This window comes from Rhizobium sp. YTUHZ045 (genome assembly GCF_051124255.1).
In the GTDB taxonomy this organism is placed as follows: Bacteria; Pseudomonadota; Alphaproteobacteria; order Rhizobiales; family Rhizobiaceae; genus Rhizobium.
Map to the genome: position 1 here is coordinate 1,338,058 of NZ_CP101432.1, position 20,806 is coordinate 1,358,863.

The following is a 20,806-nucleotide window of genomic DNA, read 5'->3' on the forward strand; positions in this document are numbered from 1 at the left end:
CAGTTGATGATCGACCCCGTTGATCTCGTCACCCACGGGTGATCGTGATGAAATCCGTGCCTTCGCCGGTTTCCCGGCCAAGGCCGGTGTCGGAGATCGTCAGCGTCGAGCCGGGCGCGATCAGTGCGTCGATCCTGCGGCGGGCCTCGTCGGGGATCGTGATGCGGCTCAGCGAAAGGGCAATCGGCTTGCCCATGACAATGGAGCTTTCCTGGCTGGTGATGCCGAGTCGTTTCATCGTCTCGCGGGAGAGGTTGTTGCTAAGTGTGACGCCGAACCAGTCCGCCGTTCCGGCCTGTTCATCGACCGCATGCAGCGTGAAAAAATGCGTGCCGAGCGCCAATCCCGGATCGGCGATTGTTACCGGCGCTTCGAAAATCGGCTTGAAGGCCTGCCGCACCATGATGACGCCGTTCGGAGGCTCGCCCTTGCCGGCTGCGGAATAGACCGATGTGAGAAGTCTGTCGGAGACCAGGCTCCTGTCGCCGGCAAATTCCGTCGGCCGCAGCATCTTGAAGGCGTTGATCGCCTGCACGGTCGACGGACCGAGCAGCCCGTCCGGACTGCCGGCGGAAAAGCCGAGCTGATTGAGTATCGTTTGAATGTCGATCACCGTTTCGCGCAGCGTTCGCCGCGTGACGAGCATGCTGATCGGCTCGGACGGCGGCCGGACCTCCGGCGCGGTAACCGGCGATGCCGCCGGCATCGGCATTGCGGCGGTGTCGTTCATCGCCACCTGCACCGGTGTCCCGGGACTGACGGGGATGGAGGGCCGCAGCTCGACATCCGAAAGGAGCGGCATCGCTGCCGGCGCATCGGGGCGGAAAAGGTTCGGATGGTCGATCGGCTGCGGCACCAATTCGTCGTCGCTGATGATGACGGGAATGCCGGGCTCGGTCATTCGGTAGAGCATTTTTGCGAAGGCGCCGGGCATGCGTACGCAGCCGTGCGAGGCGGGATAACGCGGCACGGAATTGGATTCGTGCAGCGCGATTCCGGACCATGTCAGCCGTTGCATGAACGGCATCGGGGCGGCCGAATAGAGGTTGGATTCGTGGTATTTCTGCTTTTCGAGCACCGAGAAAATGCCGCTCGGAGTCGTATGGCCGTCCTTGCCGGTCGAGACCTTCGAGGTCGCGACGACGTCGGTGCCGTCATAAACCACAAGCGACTGCTTGTTCTTCGAGACGAAGATCTGCAGCGTTCGTGCATCCGCGGCAAGAGCAGGGTGCACGAGTGCGGTGGCCGACAGCAAGCCGAGGCCGAAGACGAGACGCGAGAACATGATACCCAACCATACGCAATACTGGCCCGGCACATTATGAGACGAAGTTTAAGGAAGATTTTAAACCCCGGACTCATCGGCTTGCCCGGAACGGTGCAGCGGTTCCGCGCTGACGACACGCATACACAAAAGGCAAAGCATGCCGGATGAATCAAAGTTTGATCTGTTTGGTCTAAGGTATTGCTTTTATTTTGCATCTCTAACAAGCGCGCACCGCGAGATGTTCTAGTGATCGCGCTTGCCGCTGCCGAAGGTGTAGCCGGTTTCGACCGTATTCTTGCCGAACTTGTCGCGCAGCTTGTCCATCGCCGCTTCGGCCGCCGCCCGCCGGCCTGACTGCCGGTCGATCAGATCGGGCGGATCGGCGCGGGTGGCATCGCCGAGATCGGTGACGCCGATGCCGATCAGGCGGAATTTCGTACCGTCCGTTTCCTTTTCGAGAAGTTCGAGCCCGATGCGGAAGATCCTGTCGGCAAGCTGGGTCGGGTCCTCGAGCTTGCGGTTGCGGGTGCGCGTCTTGAAGTCGGCGCTCTTCATCTTCAGCACCACGGTCCGGCCGGCGATATCGTTTTTCTTCAGCCGCCAGGAAACCTTTTCGGAAAGGTTGCGCAGGATCGGCACCAGATCGTCGTGGCGCGAGATGTCGTCAAAGAAGGTCGTTTCGGCCGAAACGCTCTTGGCGGCGTCGTTGAGATGCACCTCGCGGTCGTCGATGCCGCGCGAGAGCCGCGCAAGCCGCTGGCCGATGCTGCCGTAGCGGCGCATCAGGTCATTCTCCTCCATCTGCTGTAGCTGGCCGATGGTGCGGATGCCGTCCGCCTCCAGCGTCGCGGCAAAGGCCTTGCCGACGCCCCAGATGGTGGTGACGGGACGCGGCGCCAGAAATTCCACCGCTTCTTCACGGCCGACGACGGAAAAGCCGCGCGGCTTCTGCAGGTCGGAAGCGACCTTGGCGAGGAATTTGCAATAGGAAAGCCCGACCGATACGGTAATGCCGATTTCCTTTTCGATGCGGCGAGCGAATTTGGCGAGCGTACGCGCCGGTGGATCGTGATGCAGCCTCTCCGTGCCGCCCAGTTCCAGGAAGGCTTCGTCGATCGACAGCGGCTGCACCAGCGGTGTCAACTCCTGCATCAGTGCGCGCACCTGGCGCCCGACCCGGACATATTTTTCCATGTCCGGGCGTATGACGATGGCCTGAGGGCATGCCTCCAGCGCCTTGAACATCGGCATCGCCGAACGCACGCCGTGGATACGGGCGATATAGCAGGCAGTGGAGACGACACCGCGTTTGCCGCCGCCGATGATGACCGGCTTGTCGGCAAGTTCGGGATTGTCACGCTTTTCGACCGCCGCGTAGAAGGCGTCGCAATCGATATGCGCAAGTGTCAGTCGATAGAGCTCGCGATGGTGCACCAGACGCGGGCTGCCGCAGGATAGGCAACGACGCGCCTCACCCTTCTGCTCGGCAAGGCAGTCGCGACAGAAGCCGGGTGTCTTGTCAGGCGCGGGCGTCATGGTGAGAACAAAGGTTGAACGGCGCGACACTACGCCTTAAGCTTATGAGTCACAAGAGAGGACGGGAGCTTTGCCTTTGGATAAAGATCTTCGTGTCGAGCCGGTGACGGCAGACCGGTGGGGCGACTTCGAGACTCTGTTCGGCCCGCAGGGCGCTTTTTATAATTGCTGGTGTGTCGCGCTGCGCTTGCCGCATGCGGTGAGGACGACGATGACGGCCGACGAGCGCAAGGCGCATATGCGCGAACGGATCGGGGCCGGGCCGCCGCCGGGGATCATCTGTTATACCGATGGCGGACCGGTCGCCTGGGTGCAGGTCGGGCCGCGCCACGACGTGCCGCAGTTCAATTCACCGCGCACCGTCTCGCGGCCGCTGGAGGAGGATGATGCGCGTGATCCCTCTATCTGGGCTGTCAGCTGCTTCTTCCTGCTGCCGAAACTGCGTGGCAGGGGATTAAGTCATCGCCTGCTCGCCGGCGCGATCGACCATGCCCGGCGCCAGGGCGCGCGGCTGCTCGAAGCCTGCGATCGATCATGCGAAGCAGTCGAAATCGGTGACGCTCTGCATCGGCTCGACGGCAATCTTCGAAGCAGCCGGTTTCGAGACGATCGCCAGACGCAAGGACGGCCGTCCGCTCATGCGGCTGGAACTGCGCGGTTGATTGTGCCGGAAAGGAAGTGGGCCTCGATCAGCTCGGCCGCATGCGCCCAATCGGTGGCGCGGGTGATGTCGTCGGCTGCCGCCGGAGCGAAACGATGGACGGGCGAATCCGGCATCAGGTGAATGAGCAGGCAATTGGCGACGTGATCCCTGACGGAATGCAGATTGCGCGCCATATCGTCGATAAAGACAACGGAATGGGAGCGGCTGGCATGCAAGGCGTGGACGATCGGCCCCTTGGGCTCTTCGCTGGCAAGCAGCGGAAAGAGCAGGCCCATCCTGTCGAGCAGGCGACGGCGCTGCTCCTGGAACCGCGGCTGCATGGCCGTCAGAAACAGGACATCGGCCTCGCGCGAAAGCCGGTCGAGCGTTTCGACTACGCGGTCGAGCGGCGTCTGCCACAGCTCCTGCGCCTCGAAGAATTCCTCGATCAACCGGCTGACCTGCTGGTCCCCGATCTCCGTGCCGTCCACTTTCGAGACGATGTTGCCGTGAAGCTTGAACGAGCGCGGCAGAAACGCGTGACCCTGGCTCTGAAGAAAAAGCTGGAAGGGGTCGATGAACCGCAGGACGACATCGTCGACGTCGCAGACGATCAGCGGCCGCTCGCCGAGCCGGATGTGCGAAACATCGAACTCTGTCACGCTCAGTATTCTCCCGAATCGAGCCCCGGCGAAGAGAAATGCCGCCAGGCGGCCGTCACCGTCTCCGGGCTGAGGCCACTCGCCGTGCAGAAGGCCATCGCCGTCGGTTCGTGGTTCATCAGGAAGTCCATCATGCCTGAGAGGAAACCCGGATCGTTGACTGCGTTGCGCACCTGCTCGGGCGCCATGCCGGTGAGTGCGAGGAAGCGGCCGAACATGTCGGGATCGGCGGCAAGCCAGCCGAGCACGGCGATCGCCGTCTCGTGCGGGTCGGCCGCCTGTTGTTTCGAAGTCTTGAAGTTGCTTTGCATTTCGAGGGGTAAGTTACCTTTTCTTCAACCAAATACCGCTAGCGTGCGCTATCGGTTTCACGGAGCTATTCATCCGCATGTGCATTTCTCATGGGACGAACGACTGTGCGAACGGACGTAGGGACAGCTTGTCATGCCCAAACAGGTAATGATTGTAGAAGATAACGAGCTCAACATGAAGCTCTTTCGCGACCTGATCGAGGCGTCCGGCTATACCACGATTCAGACGAGAAACGGCATGGAGGCGCTCGATCTGGCGCGCAAGCATCGCCCCGACCTCATCCTCATGGATATCCAGCTTCCTGAGGTCTCCGGCCTCGAAGTCACCAAATGGCTGAAGGAAGACGACGAGCTGCATGTGATTCCCGTGATCGCCGTCACGGCTTTCGCGATGAAGGGCGACGAGGAGCGGATCCGCCAGGGTGGCTGCGAGGCCTATGTTTCCAAACCGATCTCGGTTCCGAAATTCATCGAGACGATCAAGACCTATCTGGGCGATGCCTGACGCATCGGAAAGACCGTTATGACCGCGCGAATACTGGTGGTTGACGATATTCCAGCCAACGTGAAGCTGCTTGAAGCGCGGCTGCTCGCGGAGTATTTCGACGTGATGACCGCGGCCGACGGTCACGAAGCGCTGGCGATCTGCGAGCGCAATCAGGTCGACCTGATCCTGCTCGACATCATGATGCCCGGTATTGATGGCTTCGAGGTCTGCGAGCGGCTGAAGGCCAGTCAGAAAACCGCCCATATTCCAGTCGTCATGGTCACCGCACTCGACCAGCCGGCCGATCGGGTACGCGGTCTGAAGGCCGGCGCCGACGATTTTCTCACCAAGCCGGTCAATGATCTGCAGTTGATCTCGCGGGTGAAGAGCCTGCTGCGGCTGAAGACGTTGAGCGACGAACTGCGCATCCGCGCCGACACCGCTCATACGATGGGCATGGGCGACCTCATGCGGGCAGCCGAAGGCCGTGGCGACGAGGCCGGCCAGGTGCTATTGGTCGACGGCCGCGCCAATTCTCAAGAGCGCATCGTCAGGGCGCTGAAGCCCATCGCCGATGTGCTTGCGCTCTCCGATCCGCAGGCCGCCCTCTTCGAGGCGGCCGAGAACGCGTTCGATCTCGTCATCGTCAATGCCAATTTCGACGATTACGATCCGCTTCGGCTCTGCTCGCAACTGCGCTCGTTGGAGCGCACACGCTTCCTCCCGATCCTGATCATCACCGAGCAGGGCACCGACGACATGGTCGTCCGCGCGCTTGATCTCGGCGTCAACGACTACATCATCCGCCCCGTCGATCCCAACGAACTCGTCGCCCGCAGCCTGACGCAGATCCGTCGCAAGCGTTATAACGATCGTCTGCGCGCCAGCGTCAAGCAGACGATCGAGCTTGCCGTGACCGATCCACTGACTGGTCTTTACAACAGACGTTATCTCGACAATCACCTGAACGTGCTCTTCAACCGGTCGATGGCGCGGGGCCGGCCGCTTTCGGTGCTGATCACCGATATCGACCGTTTCAAGCAGGTGAACGACACATACGGCCATGACGGCGGCGACGAAGTGCTGCGCGAATTCGCAAACCGCGTCCGTTCAACCATCCGCGGCGCCGACCTCGCCTGCCGCTACGGCGGGGAGGAATTCGTCGTGGTGATGCCGGACACCTCGCCTGCAGTTGCCGCAGCCGTCGCCGAGCGCCTGCGCGCGGCTGTCGAAAGCGCTCCCTTCATGCTGAAGCGCTCAAGTGAGGCCCTGAGCGTCACCGCGTCCTTCGGCATCGCCTCGCGCATCGGCGCGGTGTTGACCCCCGACCAGTTGATGAAGCAGGCCGATCTTGCTCTTTACGAGGCCAAGAATACCGGCCGCAATCGCGTGGTCGCAGCGGCTGCCTGACGAATCACTTCGGACGCCATACGCGCCATTTGCGGTTTTCCACAGCGGTAAGCGATTTGTTACCGATTTTTAACTTTCGCCTGTGCGACGCAGGCCCAAATTTAGCAGCCCGGTAGCCCAAAAATGGACTCCCGGCGTTGCTGTGGATATGGTGCGGCGCGACAGTCTCCTGAATGCCGCGGCCCAGCCAAAAATGAAATGAAGACTATAAAAAACGCCCGCCTCCAACAGGGTCAAATAAAGTGTGGCGGCATCACCTCACGTAGGGGGAGGGGCTGCTTAAGTTATTAAGTTATATTGTCGAACTTCTTCGAGCCCTACGTCATTAGGCTTAGCCGGCAAGCAGAGCCGTCAAATCTTTGTATGTTCCAAAACTGGACTTTTAACCATAGAATCAAGCTCAGAAAATTCATCATTAAGAATTTGTTGATTTTCTTTCATTTCTGCGCAAATTATCGGCTCATAAAAGAAGCGCTCCGCAGAGGAGCTGTCGATACCCCATGATGCTCAGGTCCGCCGCATCTCCTGGGTCGTGGGGTCGGTCGGCTAGTAGGCAAGTCATAACGGTTCCTCGTGCCGTTTTGCATGCTGGCCGACCCCCTTTCAAGAAAGCGCCGCACTTCCCGAAGATGGAAGGGCGGCGTTTGTCTGTTTGCGCTATCATTCTCCAAGGCGGTCCCAGGACAATAAAAAACGCGCAACCCGAAGGCGCGCGCTTTTTGAAATCCGTCAGGCCAAGTGATTACTTGATCTTGGTTTCCTTGAACTCGACATGCTTCTTAGCAATCGGGTCATACTTCGTCTTCGTCATCTTGTCCGTCATCGTACGGCTGTTCTTCGTCGTGACGTAGAAGAAACCGGTGTCGGCTGTCGACAGCAGCTTGATCTTGATTGTTGTAGCCTTGGCCATGGTCGTCCTGCCTTTAAGAAAATGAAAGCCGTGGAAGCCGGATGGGCTCCACGGCAAATTCTGGCGCGAAACTACGAATCCCGCCCGAAAAGTCAAGTCCGTTTTCGAACGAACATCAATCTGATGCCGGAAAGTAGGGCATAAAGACCGAAGAAAGCGGCAATCGCCCAGGCAAAACCATTATTTCCGGCGACGTCGATTGCTGCGCCGATCACCTGTGGCCCAGCCACGGTTCCCACCGCATAACAGAAGACGAAGGCGGCATTGGCCGCAGCCAGATCGGAGCCCGTCAGCCGCGAACCGAGATGGCTGAGGCCGACCGTGTAGAGGCCGGAGACGCAGCCGCCCCAGAAGAGCAGGATCCCGGCCATCAGCAGCCAGTTGTTGACGAGGATCGGCAGCGTCATCGAGCCGACAAAGCCCATCAGCGCCATCCCTGCCAGAAGCGGTCGCTTGTCGCGGATCCGGTCGGAGAGCAGGCCGAGCGGAATCTGGAAGATGACGTTGCCGACGCCCATCATCGTGAGCAGCAGCGCCGCCTGGGATTCGGTGAAATGGGCGCGCACGGCAAAAATCGGAAAAAGTGACAGCCCGCCAGCTTCGACCGCGCCGAAGATGAAGACGGCAGCCGTCGCTGTCGGCACCAGTAGGACGTAGCGCATGAAATGCAATTCCGGCTTTTCCTCGAGCACCGGGCTTTCGTCACGGGCGATGAAAATCGGAATGGCGGCAAGCAGGATGGCCCCCGCGCCGACCAGGAAGGGAAAGATGCCGTCGCTGCCGAGTATCGAAAAGAGCAGGGGTCCTGCGGCGAACCCAATGGAAAGCACGGTTGCATATATGCCGAGCACAAAGCCGCGCTTGGATGGCGGCGAGGCGGCGTTGATCCAGAACTCGGAGAGGATGAACAGCGTCGTCGTTGCGCCATGGAAGGCGAAACGCAGCGGAAACCACATCCAGAAATCCTGGGCATAATAGAAGCCGAGTGCACTCAGCGCCGAAATCAGCACCGCCCAGAGCATCGTCGGCGCAACGCCGTATTTATGAGCGAGCTTTGTGGTAACAGGGGCCGCGGCCATCGCCGAAATCCCGGCCATCGCCGTGTTGAGCCCGATCAGCGTAGACGAGATGCCGCGTTTTTCGAGGATGATGCTGAGAAGCGGGAGTCCGAGACCGATTGCTATGCCGACGGCTGAAATGGACGAGATGGCTGCCACCAGAGAAGGCCAATGGATTTCTTCGACATCGCCCGGTGTGCCGGTTCTCGGCTGAGACATTTATCCATCCTTAGAAAGCTGCGCGAGCGAATCGACCTCTCGTCTCACAGAGAAGGGACACAGATGTGCCAAATCCAGGTGACGGGCGGCGTTTCGCAGTATTTCCGATGTGATCTGCGGAATGTAAAGCCTGTTCAGACAAGAAAAGCTTACCATGTCAAGTCGTTGAAAGATCGTTGACTCCCGCGTGTCGGTAGTGGTCGGTGGAGCGCTGGCACTACACGCTAAATATGTCTGGAAGGTGAAGGCGCTCAATCCGGCCGGCGGGGAAGCTCGTAATCATCGGGACTTTCGCTCTCGCCGCCGAAACCATGCATGCGCAGCGCCCATTGCAGGCCGATGACGCCGCCCTTGATCGGCTGGATCGAGGCGAGCGCGGCGATGACCGTGATCGGCGCCCATATGGCAAGATGGACCCATACCGGCAACACGAAGGTCAGATCGGTCAGCATGTAGCCGCCGACGATGACGTGGCCGAGGACCAGGATGACGATATAGGGCGGCAGGTCGTCGGAGCGATGGTGATGGATCGCCTCGCCGCAGGCGGCGCAATGATCGACCGGTTTCAAAAAGGCGCGGAAGAGCTTGCCTTTGCCGCAGGCCGGGCAGCGGTTCATCAGCCCGCGCATAATGGAACGCCCGAGCGGACGCTCGGCTTCGGCTCCGTTCCCGTAGCGGGCGACCGGATCGGTCGGTGTGTTCATTGCATCTTCCTCTTTCAGGCAGAAAGCATGAAGCGTCGCAATAGGACCATTGCTGCTTTCGGCACAGCGGCTTAGCGGCGTCCGCGCGGGGGACGCGTTCCCGGTTTCTTGCGGACCTGGCCGCTGTTGCGGCGGCCGGCCTTATGAAAGGAACGCACTGCCGTCGGCATCTCGCGTCCTTCGCTCAGCATCTCGAAGCGCAAGGCCCCGGCAAGCGGGATTGCTTCCGCAAGCTTCACGGTGACGCTGTCGCCAAGACGATAGCCGAGGCCCGTCTTTTCACCCGACAGTGCCTGATGCGCCTCGTCATAGATGAAATAATCGGTGCCGAGCGTAGATATAGGGACGAAACCGTCGGCACCATAGTCCGGCAAGGTGATAAAGAGCCCGGACTTCGTAACTCCGGAGACGCGGCCGGCAAACTCCTCGCCGACGCGGGTGCTCAAATGATGGGCGATCAGCCGGTCGATGGTCTCGCGCTCGGCCGCCATCGCCCGGCGCTCGAAGGTCGAGATTTCGGCGGCGATATCGTCGAGCGAGGCTTCTTCGTCGGGAGCGATGCCGCCTTCGCCGAAACCGAGCGAACCGACGAGCGCGCGATGCACGATGAGATCGGCGTAGCGGCGGATCGGCGAGGTGAAGTGGGCGTATTTCATCAGGTTGAGGCCGAAATGTCCGATATTCTCGGGACTGTAGATCGCCTGGCTTTGCGAGCGCAGCACCATCTCATTGACCATGGTCTGATGCGCCGTACCTTCCGCTTTCGCCAGAATGCCGTTGAAGCTGTTGGCGCGCACATTGCCGCCCTTGGCGAGCGAGATGCCGAGTGTCGCCAGGAATTCGCGCAAGACTTCCTGCTTGGCAAGCGTTGGACCATCATGGATGCGGTAGACCAACGGCTGGCGCTTCTTCTCGAGCGTTTCGGCGGCGCAGACATTCGCCTGGATCATCATCTCTTCGATCAGCTTGTGCGCATCGAGCCGCGGCGGCACGAAGACCCGGTCGACGGTGCCGTCTGATTTCAGCAGAATCTTGCGCTCCGGCATGTCGAGTTCCAGCGGCTGGCGCCGATCGCGTCCGCGCTTCATCACCCCATAGGCGTGCCAGAGCGGTTTCAGGATCGCCTCGAGCATCGGTCCGGTCTTGTCGTCCGGACTTCCGTCGATCGCCGCCTGCGCCTGCTGATAGGAGAGCTTAGCGGCACTCTTCATCATGATGCGATGAAAGGTATGGCCGATCTTGCGGCCTTCGCCCGAGAAGCTCATGCGCACGGCGAGCGCCGGCCGGTCGACGCCTTCCTTCAGCGAGCAGAGATCATTGGAGATGCGCTCCGGCAGCATCGGCACGACGCGATCGGGGAAATAGACCGAGTTGCCGCGCTTCAGCGCTTCGCGGTCGAGCGGCGAATTGGGGCGGACATACCAGGAGACGTCGGCAATCGCGACGGTGACGATGACGCCGCCAGGATTGTCGGGCGAGGGATCGAGTTCGGCGTAAACTGCGTCGTCATGGTCCTTGGCGTCGGCCGGATCGATGGTGATCAGCGGCATGTTACGCCAGTCTTCACGATGCGCCATCGTCGCTGGTTTTGCGGCTTCTGCCTCCGCGATCACGGCCGGCGGGAAGACATGCGGGATGCCGTGCGCATGGATCGCGATCATCGAGATCGCCTTTTCCGAGCCGACCGAGCCGACGACGGAAAGGACCTTGGCTCGCGGCAGGCCGAAGCGTCCGAGGCGCGCGACTTCGATCTCGACCAGGTCGCCGTCCTTGGCGCCGCCGGTGAAGTCGGGATCGATCACCATCTCTTCGCCGCGCCGTTCGATCGGCAACAGGCGGCCGCCACCGCCCGGCGCGCTGCGGAAAACGCCCATGGCCGCACCGCGGCGCCTGTCGATCACCTTGATGATACGCGCCGTATAAGCCGGTCCGCCGCGATCGACGGCCGGGAAGATCTTCGCCAGGATTCGGTCGCCGAGGCCGGCGACGGGTGCCTTGCCCTTACCCTGGCGGCCTGCGGGCGATTGCTGGCGGATGGCGACGGCAGGCGCCACACCCTGCTCCTCCGGCCATTCCGCCGGCCGGCCGATCAAGTCGCCGTCCTTGTCGCGCGTCGTGATGTCGAGAACGGTGACGGGCGGAAGAGCGCCGGGACGAATGAGCGACTTGCGGCTCTTTTGGAGCATGCCTTCCTGCTCGAGTTCCTGCAGCATGTGCTTGAGCTCGACGCGGCTGTCGCCTTTCAGCCCGAACGCCTTGGCGAGTTCACGCTTGGAAGCCTTCTGCGGATGATCGGCGATGAAACGCAGGATCACTTCGCGCGAGGGCAGCGTGCCATGGACGATGTTCAGCGGTTCGACAGCGGGAGCATCCCTGCCGGCGCGGCCGATCTTGCCCGGGCGCTTGCCCGCGAGGTTCGTTCTGTCGCGCGGTGTCCTGCTCACGTCAGCTCTTTTTCGATTTCGCGGGCGCCTTGGCCTTCGCTGCCTTCGGCTTGGCGGCCGTCTTGGTTGTCTTGGCTTCGGCGGCGGCCGCCTTCGGCTTGGCTTTCCCCTTGGCCGCCTTGCCGGTGGGAGCCTTGCCGGCCTTTTCCGTGATCAGCGCAAGCGCCTCCTCAATGGTGATCGCTTGCGGATCCTTGCCCTTCGGCAGGGTGGCGTTGACCTTGCCCCAGTTGACATAGGGGCCATATTTGCCGTCGCGAACAGTGATGGCGCCGCCCTCGGGATGATCGCCGAGGGTCTTCAGCGCCGCCGGCGTACCGCGCGCACCCCGGCCCGGCGCCTTGTTGGCTTTTTCGGCAATCAGTGTCACGGCGCGGTTGAGGCCGACGGAGAAGACATCCTCAACGGTTTCCAGATTGGCATAGGAACCGTCATGCAGGAGGAACGGCCCGTAGCGGCCGATGCCCGACGAGATCATCTTGCCCGTTTCTGGGTGTTTGCCGATATCGCGCGGCAGCGAGATCAGCGCCATCGCCTTTTCATAGTCGATATCCTCAGGCTTCCAGCCCTTCGGCAACGAGGCGCGTTTGGCCTCCTTGCCATCGCCGCGTTGGATATAGGGACCGAAGCGGCCGGAACGGAGCGTCAGTTCCTCGCCTGTCGTCGGGTCGGTGCCGAGGCTCTTCGGTTCGTTGAGCGAGACACCCTCCGCTTCTCCGCCATTTTCGGAGGAGAGCTGGCGGGTGTAGTTGCATTCCGGATAGTTCGAGCAGCCAACAAAGGCGCCGTATCTGCCAAGCTTCAGCGAAAGGTTGCCGGTGCCGCAGACCTGACAGATTCTGGGGTCGCCGCCATCTTCGCGTTTCGGGAAGACGAGCGGCGCCAGCGCTTCGTTCAGCGAATCGAGCACGTTGGTGACGCGCAGTTCCTTCGTGTCTTCGATCTGCGCGAAGAAGTCCTTCCAGAAATCGCGCAGCACCTGCTTCCAGTTCAATTCGCCGGCGGAAATCCGGTCGAGCTTCTCCTCGAGGTCGGCGGTGAAATCATATTCGACATATTTGGTGAAGAAGCTTTCGAGGAAAGCCGTCACCAGCCGGCCCTTGGCCTGCGGGATGAGTTTACGTTTGTCGATTGTCACATAGTCGCGGTCGCGCAGTGTCGCCAGTGTGGCGGCATAGGTCGAGGGACGGCCGATGCCGAGCTCTTCCATCTTCTTGATCAGCGAGGCTTCCGAATAGCGCGGCGGCGGCTCGGTGAAATGCTGGGTCGAATTAATCTTCTGCTTGGCGAGCGTCTCGCGCGCATTGATCTCCGGCAGACGGCCATCCTCGTCGCCGTCATCGCTCTGCTCGCCGTCCTCCTTCTGGTCGGTATAGGCGGCGATGAAGCCGTCGAAGCGGATGACCGAACCGACGGCGCGCAGGCCGGCCTTCTCGCCCTTATTGTCGGCGGTGATTTCGGCCGTGGTGCGCTCGATCTCGGCCGACGCCATCTGGCTGGCGATGCCGCGCTTCCATATCAGCTCGTAGAGCCGGATCTGGTCGGCATCGAGGAATTTGCGCACGCGGTCAGGAGAGCGGTAGAAATCGGTCGGACGGATCGCCTCGTGCGCCTCCTGGGCGTTCTTCGCTTTGGTGGAATAGAGGCGCGCCTTCTCAGGCAGGTAACGCTCGCCGAACTGGTCGAGGATGGCGCTGCGCGCAGCACCGATCGCTTCCGGGGCCATCTGTACGCCGTCGGTTCGCATATAGGTGATGAGACCGACCGTCTCGCCGCCGATATCAACACCCTCATAGAGCTTCTGGGCGATCTGCATGGTGCGTGAGGCGGAGAAGCCGAGATTGGAGGAGGCGGCCTGCTGCAGCGTCGAGGTGGTGAACGGCGGTCCCGGATTGCGCTTGACCGGTTTTGCCTCGACCGTATCGACGATATAGGTGGCGCCTTCGAGCAATGCCTTCAGCCGGGCCGCATCCTCGCCGTTGCCGATCGCCCGCGGCTGCAGCCGCTTGCCATGCGCCGAAACCAGCCTTGCCTCAAATTCGTCGCCGCGCGGCGTCTTCAGCAGCGCCGAGATATTCCAGTACTCTTCCGAAATGAAGCGCTCGATTTCGGATTCGCGATCGCAGACCAGACGAAGCGCGACCGACTGGACGCGGCCGGCCGAACGCGCGCCCGGCAGCTTGCGCCACAGAACCGGCGAAAGATTGAAACCGACGAGATAGTCGAGCGCGCGGCGCGCCAGATAAGCGTCGACCAGCGGCACGTCGATATCACGCGGATCGGCCATCGCATCGAGGACGGCCTTCTTGGTGATTGCATTGAAGACGACGCGCTTGACGGACTTGCCGTTCAGCACCCGCTTCTTGTTCAGCATGTCAAGGACGTGCCATGAAATCGCTTCGCCTTCGCGGTCAGGGTCGGTCGCGAGAAAGAGCCCGTCGGAGGACTTCACCGCATCAGCGATGTCCTTCATCCGCTTGGCCGAAGCACCGTCGACCTCCCAGAGCATTTCGAAATCCTGATCGGGAAGAACGGAGCCGTCCTTGGCAGGCAGATCGCGCACATGGCCGAAGGAGGCGAGCACTTTGTATCCCGAACCCAGATACTTGTTGATCGTCTTGGCCTTGGCAGGCGATTCCACCACTACAACATTCATGATGATTCTCTAAAAAACAGCCACGCCGGCGTGGGAGCCAGCGCAACACGCAGCGCAACTTGGATACTGGCCCTCCGACATGGACAGGGAAATCGCTGCGGTCAAGGGGTTTGCTACAATTTTACCTCTTGCATCTGGTGCAATCGGAACAGGATTCGCAACGGAATTTAACTTCTGGCCGTAGAGCTATCTTTTTCGACACGCGGTTCCTGCGTTTGCAAGCCGTCCCCTCGTACCGCGCAAGCGTCAATCGGAAAGCGAGACGAAACCGCCCTGATGCCGGTGCAGCCTGCCTGATATGTCGAGTTCGAGGAGAATGAGATAAACCGCGGATGCCGCTAGGCCGGTGTGGCGGATGACGTCGTCGATCTCGACAGGCGTCGGTCCGAGCGCGCCGATGACACGCATCCGGTCCGAATCGCCGGGCGGCATCGTTATTGCCCTGCTCTCGCGTGCCGGCTCCTCCACCTTCGACAAAGGGAAGAGGTCGAGTTGCGCAAGCGGCGCCAAGGCCTCGATGACATCGGCAGGTTCTATAACGATCGAGGCGCCGTCCTTGAGCAGGCCGTTGGTGCCGTGACAGCGCGGATCGAGCGGCGAGCCCGGCACGGCAAACACCAGGCGGCCGAACTCGCCGGCGAGGCGTGCCGTAATCAGCGAGCCCGAGCGCATCGCCGCTTCGACGATCACCACGCCGAGCGCAATGCCGGCAATCAGCCGGTTCCGGCGCGGGAAATCGCGGGCGCGGGGTTCCCAGCCGAAAGGCATTTCGCTCACCGCCAGGCCGTTGCCGGCGGTTATCTCTTCGATCAGACGGATATTCTCCGGCGGGTAGGGCTTGTCCAGGCCGCCGGCAAGGGCGGCGATCGTGCCCGTGCCGAGGCTTGCCCGATGCGCTGCCGTGTCGATGCCGCGCGCCAGACCGGAAACCACGGTATAACCCGCCCGGCCACAGTCGTGCGCCACCATCGCCGCGAATTTGGCGCCTGCGGCCGAGGCGTTGCGAGAGCCGACGATGCCGACCGCCGGTCGTTTGGCGGCAGCAAGCGCGCCCTTGACGGCAAGGAGCGGCGGTGCACCGTCGATCTGTTTCAGCGCCTGCGGATAGTCCGGCTCGCCGATGCCGACAAAGCGGGCGCCGAAACGATGCGCCGCCTCCAGTTCCCGGTGCGCCTCGGCTTCGCTGGCAATGCGGATGCCACGTGTCGCGCCGCCGCGCGCCGAAAGCTCCGGCAGCGCCGCGAGTGCCACCTCGGCCGAACCGAAATGATTGATGAGATCGCGAAAAGTTGCAGGGCCGACATTGTCGGAACGAATCAGGCGTAGCCAGGCAATCCTCTGCCTTTCGCTGAGCACCGTGCCTGTGGATCCCGCGCTCCGCGCATCCATTGTCACTTCGCCCCGATCTTGCTTTCCGTTCCGCCCATCAGGCGCGAAATATTCGCCTTGTGCTTCCAGTAGGAGATGAGCGTCATGACCGCCATGACGGCCGCGACCTTTTCATTGCCCAATATCAACAAGGCAATGGGAATGACGAGCATGGCGACAAGGGCCGACAGCGAGGAATAGCGGGTGGTGACGGCGACCGCCAGCCAGATGGCGGCGAAGAGCACCACCATGATCGGCGCGACGCCGAGCAGCGTGCCGATATAGGTGGCGACACCCTTGCCGCCCTTGAAGCCGATCCAGACGGGGAAGAGATGGCCGATGAAGGCGAAGAAGCCGGCGATGATCGCGGCCTCTTCACCGAGGAAATAGCCGACGATCCAGGCTGCCGCCGATGCCTTCAAGGCGTCGAGCAGCAGGGTTGCCGCGGCGAGCTTGCGATTTCCGGTTCTGAGCACATTGGTCGCGCCGATATTGCCGGAGCCGATGCTGCGCACATCGCCAAGGCCGGCGGCGCGGGTGAGAATCAGGCCGAAGGGGATTGAGCCGAGGAGATAACCGATGACGGCAGCCGCAAGTGCGATCGGCAGCGTGATCTGCCATGACATGAGATTGGATAACATGTGCCCCCTCAGCCCTCCGTGGCTATCCTCAAGTCCGGCCCTTTTCCCTCTGGGGATGAACGGCGATGGTGTCGATTCTTAAACTGCGTGGACAAGCTTTCCGGAGACGTAGGTCGCAACCGCTCGCCCGCTGAAGCGTGCATCCTCGAAAGGCGTATTCTTCGAGCGGGAGAGAAGCATGTCTTTAGCGACAAGCCAAGGCTCATCGAGATCGATCAGCGTGATATCGGCCGCAGCACCCGGCTTCAGCGTGCCGGCCTCAAGGCCGAAGATTTGTGCCGGGCGGGTGGACATGGCGTCGATCAGCCGCATCAGGCCGACCTGGCCGCCATGGTGAAGCCTGAGGGCCGCTGCCAGCATCGTTTCCAATCCGACTGCGCCATCGGCCGCTTCTGCGAACGGCAGGCGCTTCGTGTCGACGTCCTGCGGGTCGTGCGAGGAGACGATGATGTCGATCGCGCCACTCGCAAGCGCTTCGGCCATGGCGACCCGGTCATCCTCCGGGCGCAACGGCGGATAGAGCTTGAAGAAGGTGCGGTATTCGCCGATGTCGTTCTCGTTGAGCGCCAGATTGTTGATCGAGATGCCCGAGGTCACCTTGGCGCCACGGCCCCGGGCGCGTTCAATGGCTTCGACCGATTCCGGCACGGAGATCATCGCGGCGTGATAACGGCCGCGCGTCAGTTCTGCCACCCTGAGATCGCGTTCGAGTGGGATCAGCTCGGCTTCCTTCGGAATGCCGGAGAGCCCCAGCCAGCTGGCGAAAAGTCCCTCATGCATGACGCCATTGGCGCCGAGATACTTGTCGCGGGTCTCGCAGGAAATGACGGCGCCGAACTCGCGCGCATAGGTCATGATTCGGCGCAGCACCTGTGTGTTAGGGACGCTGGAATGGGCGTCGGTGAAGGCGACGGCGCCCGCTTGCATCAAAAGGCCGATCTCCGTCATCTCCTCGCCGGCAAGACCCTTGGTGAGGGCGGCTGCCGGATAGACGTTGACGCTGGCCGTGTCCCGCGCCGTCTTCTTGACGAATTCCACCAGCGCGATGTCGTCAATGACGGGATCGGTGTCCGGCATCATGATGATCGAGGTGATGCCGCCGGCTGCCGCCGCCCGGCTCGCCGAGGCGATCGTCTCGCGGTGCTCGCCGCCGGGCTCGCCGATATGGACGCGTGCATCGACGAGGCCGGGGGTCGCCACGAGGCCGGTGCAGTCGCGCACGACGGCGCCTTCCGGCGCGCCCTGGTTCTGCGCTCCGCTGCCGGCGGCAAGAATCACGCCATTTTTAGCGATGATCGTTCCAATCTCGTCGAGATCGCGCGAGGGATCGACGATGCGGACATTCTTGAGGACGATCGAGTTGCTCATGCCATCATTCCGTCGGTTCGGGGACCTTGGTTCTGCGAGACGAGCAGCGTCTCCATGACGGCCATGCGCACGGCGACCCCCATTTCCACTTGTTCGGCGATGACGCTCTGCGGACCATCGGCCACCTCGGAGGCGATCTCGACGCCGCGGTTCATCGGCCCGGGGTGCATGACCAGCGCATCGTCCTTCGCTGCTTTCAGCGTTTCGGCGTCGAGTCCGTAGAAGTGATAATACTCGCGCACCGACGGCACAAAGGCGCCGGACATGCGTTCGCGCTGCAGTCGCAGCATCATCACGACGTCGGCGTCCTTCAATCCTTCCTTCATCGAGTGGAACACCTCGACACCCATCTCGGCGATGCCGGCGGGCAGCAGCGTGGCGGGCGCGACGACGCGCACGCGTGCGCCCATCGCGTTCAGCAGCAGGATATTGGAGCGCGCCACGCGCGAGTGCAGCACGTCGCCGCAGATCGCTACGGTGATCCGCGAAAGCTTGCCCTTGGCGCGGCGGATCGTCAGCGCGTCGAGCAGCGCCTGGGTCGGATGTTCGTGCTGCCCGTCGCCGGCATTGACGACCGAGCAGGAGACTTTCTGAGCTAGAAGCGCGGCCGCACCGGCGCTTGAATGGCGGATCACCAGCACGTCCGGACGCATTGCATTCAGCGTCATCGCCGTATCGATCAGCGTTTCGCCTTTCTTCACCGAGGAATTGCCGACCGACATGTTCATCACGTCGGCGCCAAGCCGCTTGCCGGCAAGCTCGAAGGAGGCCTGTGTGCGGGTCGATGCCTCGAAGAAGAGGTTGATCTGTGTCAGTCCGCGCAGCGTCGACGTCTTCTTTTCTCGCTGGCGGCTGATCTTGACGGCTTCGTCCGCCTTGTCGAGAAGATAGGTGATATCCTGCTCGGTGAGGCCCTTGATGCCAATGAGGTGGCGGTGGGGGAAAAAGACCATGACCCTGCCTCTTGCTGTCTCTTGCGGGTCTATAATGAGTGCCGCCCGCCGGGGCAAGCACGCGCTGTGGGCAAAGGCTTATGTCCCCATGCATTTTCGCCCGAATTCCGATAGAGCAGAATGAAGCGAATCATAACTTCCGGTTTTCCTTGCCGGGTTCTTGCACTAGAAGCGAACAATGACCTCCGCAAACCGGACTGACGACAAACTCGCAGAACTCAACCAGCCGAGCCTGTGGTCCGGCATCAATGCCTATCGATCCGATCCTCTGATTGTCGATCTGACGGCGGCCCTGCCGCGCGGCATCCGTGAAGACCTGGAAAATATCGGCCGCTACGTCACCTCGCCGGAGGCACAGGAGCTGGCGCGCATGGCAAACCAGGGGGCGCCACAGCTGCGCACCCATGGTCCGCGCGGCGAACGTCTCGATGTCGTCGAATTCCATCCCGCCTGGCACGCGCTGATGCGTCGCTCCATGTCGGTCGGCCTGCATTCCTCCGTCTGGGATCCGCAGGCCGATATCGAGGCGAAGGACGCAGGCCACAAGGTCCGCGCCGCGCGATTTTACCTGACGGCACAGCTGGAATCTGGCCATCTCTGCCCGCTGACAATGACGAGCGCTTCGGTGGCCGCGCTGTCGGCGTCCCCTGCGGTGCAGAAGGACTGGGCGCCGAAGATCCTGTCGCGCAAATATGATTCGTCCAACCGGCCCGCTATGCAGAAGTCTGCGGTGACGATCGGCATGGGCATGACCGAAAAGCAGGGCGGCACCGATGTCAGGGCCAACCGCAGCGCTGCCGAAAAGGTCAGTGAAGGCATCTACCGGCTTTCCGGCCACAAATGGTTCATGTCGGCTCCGATGAGCGATGCCTTCATCATGCTGGCGCAGACGAAGGAGGGCATGGGCTGCTTCCTCGTGCCTCGCCTGCTGGAGGACGGGTCAGCGAACGGACTGCAGTTCCAGCGACTGAAGGATAAGGTCGGTAACCGGTCCAACGCCTCTTCAGAGGTGGAGTTCACCGATACCTTCGGTTTCCTGCTCGGCGGCCCGGATGCCGGCATCCGCACCATCCTCGACATGGTGACGTTGACGCGGCTTGATTGCGCACTTGCCTCCTCTGGCATCATGCGCGCCTCGCTGGCCGAGGCCGTGCATCACACGCGCGGCCGCAGCGTCTTCGGCAGGATGCTCGTCAATCAGCCGATCATGACGCGCGTGCTGGCCGACATGGCGCTCGATGTCGCGGCCGCCACCGCGCTGTCCTTCCGTCTTGCCGATGCTTTCGACAAGGCCCGCGGCAATGCCGAGGAAGCGGCCTATGCCCGCGTCATGACTCCCGTCGCCAAATACTGGTGCTGCAAGATCGCACCCGCGCTGATCTACGAGGCGATGGAGTGCATCGGCGGCAACGGTTACATCGAGGAGCGGCCGATCGCCCGTCATTACCGGGAGGCTCCCGTCAATGCCATCTGGGAGGGCTCCGGCAACGTCATGGCGCTGGATGTGCTGCGCGTGCTCAACCGTGGCAAGGATCTGTTCGAAACGGTTTTTGCGGGCCTCGCGCGCGATCTCGGCCCCGCCGGGAAGAAAACGATCGACGTGCTGCGCGCCGCAATCGCCCTCAGCGAACAGGACGAGGGCGCGGCACGCCTGCTCGTCGAGCAGCTGGCTCTTGCCGCCGGCGCCGCCGAGCTCTACCGGCTCGGGGCAGGGCGCATTGCCGATGCCTTCATAGAGACGCGCCTGGCCGGCGGCTGGCGCTCCACCTACGGCATGCTCGACTCCCGCTTCGACGCCAGCTACATCGTCGATCTGCTCTACCCCCCGGCCGCCTGATTGTCAGCGGGGGATTGACGTATCTCGTCGAGGTCGCCTTCCCAGCCGATCCCTGCGAGATCTGCGATCGCATTCTTCTGACGGTGCCTGTCGACGAGGCTTCGCAAGGCTTGTTCGATCGTGGCCTTTTTCGTCGCCAATCCCGTGGCTACCATTGCCGCTTCAAGCAAGCCCCTATCGATATCCAGAGCCGTTCGCACGGTCGCATCCATATGTGTGATCTCAATAATACACGTACTCGCGCTGCCTTGCTGCAAATCGATGCTGAAGCCGCCGCCATAAACAAAAATCCGGCCGCGTCGCCGCAGCCGGATCTCATCATTTACGTCCGA

Annotated in this window: 17 protein-coding genes and 1 pseudogene; 4 read left to right on the plus strand and 14 right to left on the minus strand. The window is 61.9% G+C overall.

The genetic code is table 11. From position 1 onward, the window contains the following. Positions 1-28: 28 nt before the first annotated feature. Both NMA58_RS06530 and NMA58_RS06535 read right to left on the minus strand, forming a co-directional pair. Positions 29-1,285, minus strand: coding sequence for a L,D-transpeptidase family protein (locus NMA58_RS06530; protein ID WP_085777792.1), 1,257 nt, complete (start codon positions 1,283-1,285; stop codon positions 29-31). A 225-nt stretch (positions 1,286-1,510) separates the two neighbouring features. After that, positions 1,511-2,803: a DNA polymerase IV gene (locus tag NMA58_RS06535; protein ID WP_434712756.1), complete on the minus strand. Its 1,293-nt coding sequence runs from the start codon at positions 2,801-2,803 to the stop codon at positions 1,511-1,513. A 76-nt stretch (positions 2,804-2,879) separates the two neighbouring features. Between NMA58_RS06535 and NMA58_RS06540 the strand changes: the two are divergent. Then, positions 2,880-3,465: pseudogene (locus tag NMA58_RS06540) on the plus strand (GNAT family N-acetyltransferase). On the opposite strand, the gene NMA58_RS06545 reads toward NMA58_RS06540, so the two are convergent. Beyond that, positions 3,440-4,114, minus strand: a complete 675-nt coding sequence (locus NMA58_RS06545; protein ID WP_434713385.1) for a hypothetical protein — start codon at positions 4,112-4,114, stop codon at positions 3,440-3,442. The pseudogene NMA58_RS06540 and the gene NMA58_RS06545 overlap by 26 nt on opposite strands. Next, the gene (locus NMA58_RS06550; protein WP_434712757.1) at positions 4,111-4,419 is read right to left on the minus strand and encodes a DUF3572 domain-containing protein; all 309 of its coding nucleotides are present in this window, start codon (positions 4,417-4,419) and stop codon (positions 4,111-4,113) included. Before NMA58_RS06550 ends, NMA58_RS06545 begins: the two co-directional genes overlap by 4 nt. A 133-nt stretch (positions 4,420-4,552) precedes the next feature. Here NMA58_RS06550 and NMA58_RS06555 point away from each other — a divergent pair, with 133 nt between their 5' ends. Then, a complete protein-coding gene (locus tag NMA58_RS06555) occupies positions 4,553-4,924 on the plus strand; it encodes a response regulator (protein ID WP_003547430.1) in 372 nt (123 codons plus the stop codon). Between the two features lie 18 nt (positions 4,925-4,942). After that, positions 4,943-6,316, plus strand: a complete 1,374-nt coding sequence (locus tag NMA58_RS06560) for a PleD family two-component system response regulator (protein ID WP_430957638.1) — start codon at positions 4,943-4,945, stop codon at positions 6,314-6,316. Positions 6,317-7,058: 742 nt separating this feature from the next. On the opposite strand, the gene rpmG is transcribed toward NMA58_RS06560, so the two are convergent. From rpmG to NMA58_RS06605, 9 genes are all read right to left on the minus strand, one after another. Next, positions 7,059-7,226 carry a 50S ribosomal protein L33 gene (gene rpmG / locus NMA58_RS06565; protein ID WP_003587245.1) on the minus strand — a complete coding sequence of 56 codons (168 nt, stop codon included), beginning with the start codon at positions 7,224-7,226 and terminating at the stop codon, positions 7,059-7,061. 92 nt (positions 7,227-7,318) lie between these two features. Continuing rightward, positions 7,319-8,503 carry an MFS transporter gene (locus tag NMA58_RS06570; RefSeq protein WP_097598350.1) on the minus strand — a complete coding sequence of 395 codons (1,185 nt, stop codon included), beginning with the start codon at positions 8,501-8,503 and terminating at the stop codon, positions 7,319-7,321. Between the two features lie 251 nt (positions 8,504-8,754). Then, positions 8,755-9,207, minus strand: coding sequence for a DUF983 domain-containing protein (locus NMA58_RS06575; RefSeq protein WP_430957637.1), 453 nt, complete (start codon positions 9,205-9,207; stop codon positions 8,755-8,757). 71 nt (positions 9,208-9,278) lie between these two features. Next, complete coding sequence (gene rnr / locus NMA58_RS06580) at positions 9,279-11,651, minus strand: ribonuclease R (protein ID WP_434712758.1); 2,373 nt, start codon at positions 11,649-11,651, stop codon at positions 9,279-9,281. A gap of 1 nt (position 11,652) precedes the next feature. After that, the gene (topA, locus tag NMA58_RS06585) at positions 11,653-14,307 is read right to left on the minus strand and encodes a type I DNA topoisomerase (protein WP_434712759.1); all 2,655 of its coding nucleotides are present in this window, start codon (positions 14,305-14,307) and stop codon (positions 11,653-11,655) included. 246 nt (positions 14,308-14,553) lie between these two features. Then, positions 14,554-15,696 carry a DNA-processing protein DprA gene (dprA, locus tag NMA58_RS06590; RefSeq protein ID WP_434712760.1) on the minus strand — a complete coding sequence of 381 codons (1,143 nt, stop codon included), beginning with the start codon at positions 15,694-15,696 and terminating at the stop codon, positions 14,554-14,556. 2 nt (positions 15,697-15,698) lie between these two features. Next, positions 15,699-16,316, minus strand: a complete 618-nt coding sequence (gene plsY / locus NMA58_RS06595) for a glycerol-3-phosphate 1-O-acyltransferase PlsY (protein WP_434712761.1) — start codon at positions 16,314-16,316, stop codon at positions 15,699-15,701. A gap of 78 nt (positions 16,317-16,394) precedes the next feature. Next, complete coding sequence (locus NMA58_RS06600) at positions 16,395-17,684, minus strand: dihydroorotase (RefSeq protein WP_221128291.1); 1,290 nt, start codon at positions 17,682-17,684, stop codon at positions 16,395-16,397. Next, positions 17,681-18,637, minus strand: coding sequence for an aspartate carbamoyltransferase catalytic subunit (locus NMA58_RS06605; protein WP_085777805.1), 957 nt, complete (start codon positions 18,635-18,637; stop codon positions 17,681-17,683). Before NMA58_RS06605 ends, NMA58_RS06600 begins: the two co-directional genes overlap by 4 nt. A 178-nt stretch (positions 18,638-18,815) precedes the next feature. On the opposite strand from NMA58_RS06605, the gene NMA58_RS06610 reads away from it, so the two are divergent. Continuing rightward, positions 18,816-20,474: an acyl-CoA dehydrogenase family protein gene (locus NMA58_RS06610; RefSeq protein ID WP_097598344.1), complete on the plus strand. Its 1,659-nt coding sequence runs from the start codon at positions 18,816-18,818 to the stop codon at positions 20,472-20,474. Here the strand turns inward: NMA58_RS06610 and NMA58_RS06615 are convergent. Then, the gene (locus tag NMA58_RS06615; protein WP_434713386.1) at positions 20,456-20,674 is read right to left on the minus strand and encodes a type II toxin-antitoxin system VapB family antitoxin; all 219 of its coding nucleotides are present in this window, start codon (positions 20,672-20,674) and stop codon (positions 20,456-20,458) included. The two genes, NMA58_RS06610 and NMA58_RS06615, sit on opposite strands and share 19 nt — an antisense overlap. Positions 20,675-20,806 lie beyond the last annotated feature (132 nt).

Coding starts and splice junctions, on each gene's coding strand:
- NMA58_RS06560 (WP_430957638.1), top strand. CDS start 4,943: ATGACCGCGCGAATACTGGTGGTTGACGATATTCCAGCCAACGTGAAG.
- rpmG (WP_003587245.1), bottom strand. CDS start 7,226: ATGGCCAAGGCTACAACAATCAAGATCAAGCTGCTGTCGACAGCCGAC.
- NMA58_RS06530 (WP_085777792.1), bottom strand. CDS start 1,285: ATGTTCTCGCGTCTCGTCTTCGGCCTCGGCTTGCTGTCGGCCACCGCA.
- plsY (WP_434712761.1), bottom strand. CDS start 16,316: ATGTTATCCAATCTCATGTCATGGCAGATCACGCTGCCGATCGCACTT.
- NMA58_RS06550 (WP_434712757.1), bottom strand. CDS start 4,419: ATGCAAAGCAACTTCAAGACTTCGAAACAACAGGCGGCCGACCCGCAC.
- dprA (WP_434712760.1), bottom strand. CDS start 15,696: ATGGATGCGCGGAGCGCGGGATCCACAGGCACGGTGCTCAGCGAAAGG.
- NMA58_RS06610 (WP_097598344.1), top strand. CDS start 18,816: ATGACCTCCGCAAACCGGACTGACGACAAACTCGCAGAACTCAACCAG.
- NMA58_RS06570 (WP_097598350.1), bottom strand. CDS start 8,503: ATGTCTCAGCCGAGAACCGGCACACCGGGCGATGTCGAAGAAATCCAT.
- NMA58_RS06600 (WP_221128291.1), bottom strand. CDS start 17,684: ATGAGCAACTCGATCGTCCTCAAGAATGTCCGCATCGTCGATCCCTCG.
- NMA58_RS06575 (WP_430957637.1), bottom strand. CDS start 9,207: ATGAACACACCGACCGATCCGGTCGCCCGCTACGGGAACGGAGCCGAA.
- topA (WP_434712759.1), bottom strand. CDS start 14,307: ATGAATGTTGTAGTGGTGGAATCGCCTGCCAAGGCCAAGACGATCAAC.
- NMA58_RS06605 (WP_085777805.1), bottom strand. CDS start 18,637: ATGGTCTTTTTCCCCCACCGCCACCTCATTGGCATCAAGGGCCTCACC.
- NMA58_RS06535 (WP_434712756.1), bottom strand. CDS start 2,803: ATGACGCCCGCGCCTGACAAGACACCCGGCTTCTGTCGCGACTGCCTT.
- NMA58_RS06555 (WP_003547430.1), top strand. CDS start 4,553: ATGCCCAAACAGGTAATGATTGTAGAAGATAACGAGCTCAACATGAAG.